Annotated in this window: 1 protein-coding gene; it reads left to right on the forward strand. The window is 73.9% G+C overall.

The features are described from left to right. Positions 1-2,081 (forward strand): FxSxx-COOH system tetratricopeptide repeat protein (gene fxsT, locus AB0M20_RS40080; protein ID WP_364306374.1); only part of this gene is annotated, 2,081 nt, incomplete at both ends.

The raw sequence follows: 2,081 nt of genomic DNA on the forward strand, positions 1-2,081 counted from the left end.
GCTCGGCAATGGCCCGGTCGTGCTGCTGCCGCCGTCTGATCACCAACTCGGCGGCACAGGACGTACCCAACTCGCGGTCGAGTATGCCTATCGCTACGCCGACACGTACGAACTGGTGTGGTGGATTCCCGCCGAGCAGACCGCCGGGATGCGGGCCGCGCTGGTCGGGCTCGCGCAGCGCCTCGGTCTGCCGGAGGCCCGGGACGTCAACCGGACGCTGGGTGCGGTCCGCGACGCGCTGAGCCGCGGGGAGCCGTACCGCAACTGGCTGGTCGTCTTCGAGAACGCGAACCGCCCCGAGGACATCAAGCCGTACCTGCCCAGCGGCGCCGGCCACGTGCTGGTCACCTCCCGGAACCCGCGCTGGACCTCGGAGATCGCCCAGGTCGCGCCGGTTCCGGTCTTCGATCGGGCGGACAGCGTCGACTTCCTGAACCGGCGGCTGCCGTCGCCGGACGGCGCCGACGAGCTCGCCGAGCGGCTCGAGGACGTGCCGATGGCGCTCGCGCTGGCCGCCGCCGTCCGGTCCGCGACGGGGTGGTCCACCGAGGACTATCTGCGGCGCCACCGGGAACGGTCGGCGACGCTCTCCTTTCCCACGCCGGTCCGCACCGCCTGGGGCCTGGCCTCGGACGCCTTGAGGTCGGCGTCGCCGGCCGCCGCCGAGTTGCTCGAGCTGTGCGCCTTCCTGGGCAGTGCGCCGGTTTCCTGGCAGCTGCTGTGGGCGGCGCGTGGGCTGGATCTGCCACCCGAGTTGGCCGGGACGTTGCGCCTCGAGCGTCGCCTGCGCGCCGCGATGCGCCTGATCGGACGGTACGGTCTGGCCGGCCTCGACCCGTCCGGCGAGCGGCTGATCGTGCACCCGCTGATCCGCGGCATGATCGGCCAGGAGCTCAGCTCCGAGCGGCACGCCGCCCAGCTGCGCGCCGTCCGGGGCATGCTGGCCGCCGCCGACCCCGGCGAGCCCGACGCACCCACCACCTGGGCCCGGTACGCCGAGATCGTCCCCCACCTGGTCCACTCCGACGTGCTCGGCGGCGACGCCGAGGAGACCCGCCAGCTCGCCGTCCACTGCGTTCGCTTCCTCTACTCCAGCGGCGACTACGACTCCAGCCGCGATCTGGCGGCGCAGGCCGTGGCGCGCTGGGGCGGTGGTGGTGGGGCTGCGGATGGCGAGACTACGGAGCCGGACGACCAGATGCTGCTGATGTCCTTCCATCTGGCCAACGCCCTGCGCGCGGTGGGCCGGATCGGCGACGCCCGCCTGCTCAACGCGCGCACCCTGCGCCGCCAGCGCGAGGTGCTCGGCGGCGACGACGAGAGCACCCTGGCCACGGCCAACAGCGTCGGCGCCGACCTGCGCATGCAGGGCCACTTCGAGCAGGCCCGGCAGCTCGACGCGGACAACCTGGTGCGCTACCGCCGGCTCTACGGCGAGAGCTACCCGACCGCCCTGCGCTGCGCCAACAACCTGGCCGCCGACCTGCGTCTGCTCGGCGACTTCCGCGGGGCACGGGCGCTGGACGAGCAGACCCTGCGGCATCGGCAGGTGGTGCTGGTCGAGAACCATCCCGAGATCGTGTCGTCGCGGGGCGCGCTCGGCTTCGATCTGATCGGGCTGGGCGACTACACCGCGGCCTCGGAGGTGCTCGCCGGGCCGTACACGCTGGACGCCGACCACCCGATGATGTTGCTGCTGCGCCGGTTCGTGGCGGTCGCGGCGCGCCGGCGCGGGCAGGCACACGCCCGCAAACTGGCCGAGGCGAACGTGGCCCGGCTGCGGCAGAAGTTCGGCGACCTCAACCCGGAGACGCTCGGCGGCACGGTGTCACTGGCCAACTGCGCCCGGGCGGAGGGCGACCTGGACGCGGCGCACCGGCTGCTCGAGCGCGCGGTGGCCCGGTTCCACGCCGTGCTGGGCGACGAGCACCCGTTCACGCTGGCCGCGGCGGCGAACCTGGCCGGGGTGGTGCGCGCGAGCGGGCGCTTCGCCGAGGCACGGACCATCGACAGCGAGGCGCTGGGCGGGCTGCGGCGCAGCGTCGGCCCCGACCACCCGTTCACCCTGGCCTGCGCGAACG

Origin of the sequence: Actinoplanes sp. NPDC051633, from assembly GCF_040681735.1 — a bacterium.
In the GTDB taxonomy this organism is placed as follows: Bacteria; Actinomycetota; Actinomycetes; order Mycobacteriales; family Micromonosporaceae; genus Actinoplanes.